This window comes from Actinomadura sp. 7K534 (genome assembly GCF_004348575.1).
Lineage (GTDB): Bacteria > Actinomycetota > Actinomycetes > Streptosporangiales > Streptosporangiaceae > Spirillospora > Spirillospora livida.
In genome coordinates this window covers 1-1,104 of sequence record NZ_SMKB01000498.1, presented here as the reverse complement: position 1 = coordinate 1,104, position 1,104 = coordinate 1, and the positions used below count along the sequence as shown (strand labels likewise).

The following is a 1,104-nucleotide window of genomic DNA, read 5'->3' as shown; positions in this document are numbered from 1 at the left end:
CGCCCGGCCCGCCCGGCGATCTGGTGGAACTCCCGCGCCCGCAGCCGCCGCACCCGGTGCCCGTCGTACTTGCTCAGCGCCGTGAACACCACCGTGCGGATGGGCACGTTGACGCCGACGCCCAGCGTGTCGGTCCCGCAGATGACCTTCAGCAGCCCGGCCTGCGCGAGCCGCTCCACCAGCCGCCGGTACTTCGGCAGCATCCCCGCGTGGTGCACCCCGATCCCGTGCCGGACGAACCGCGACAGGTTCCGCCCGAACTTCGTGGTGAACCGGAAGTTGCCGATCAGCTCCGCGATCCGCGCCTTCTCCGCCTTGGTGCACACGTTGATGCTCATCAGCGACTGCGCCCGCTCGATAGCCGCCGCCTGCGTGAAGTGCACCAGGTAGACCGGCGCCTTCTGCTCGGCCAGCAGCTCCTCGATCGTCTCGTGCAGCGGCGTCACCCGGTAGTCGTAGATCAGCGGGACGGGCCGCTCCGCCGACGTCACCAGCGCCGTCGGCCGGCCCGTCCGCCGCGTCAGGTCCTTCTGGAAGAACGCGACGTCCCCCAGCGTGGCCGACATCAGCAGGAACTGCGCCTGCGGCAGCTCCAGCAGCGGGATCTGCCACGCCCACCCCCGCTCGGGCTCGGCGTAGAAGTGGAACTCGTCCATCACCACGACGCCGATGTCGGCGTCGGCGCCGTCCCGGAGCGCGATGTTCGCCAGCACCTCCGCCGTGCAGCAGACGATCGGCGCGTCCGCGTTCACGCTCGCGTCGCCGGTCATCATCCCGACGTTCTCGCGCCCGAACATCTCGCACAGGTCGAAGAACTTCTCCGACACCAGCGCCTTGATCGGCGCCGTGTAGAACCCCACCTGCTCCCGGCCGAGCGCGGCGAACAGCGCCCCCGCCGCCACCAGGCTCTTGCCCGACCCGGTCGGCGTCGACAGGATCACGTTCGCGCCCGACACCACCTCGATGAGCGCCTCCTCCTGCGCGGGATACAGCGTGATCCCGCGCCCCGACACCCACCGCTCGAACGCCTCGAACAGCGAATCGGCGTCGGTGTCGTTTCCGGAGGGAAGTTCATCAATGAGGCTCACCCCTCCATCCTGCCCC

General features: G+C 69.8%; 1 protein-coding gene. It reads right to left on the bottom strand.

Going from position 1 to position 1,104, the window contains the following annotated elements; translation table 11 throughout:
• Window positions 1-1,088, bottom strand: a 1,088-nt coding sequence (locus E1266_RS37380) for a DEAD/DEAH box helicase (protein ID WP_132055322.1), incomplete at its 3' end; no start/stop codon positions are given.
• Window positions 1,089-1,104 lie beyond the last annotated feature (16 nt).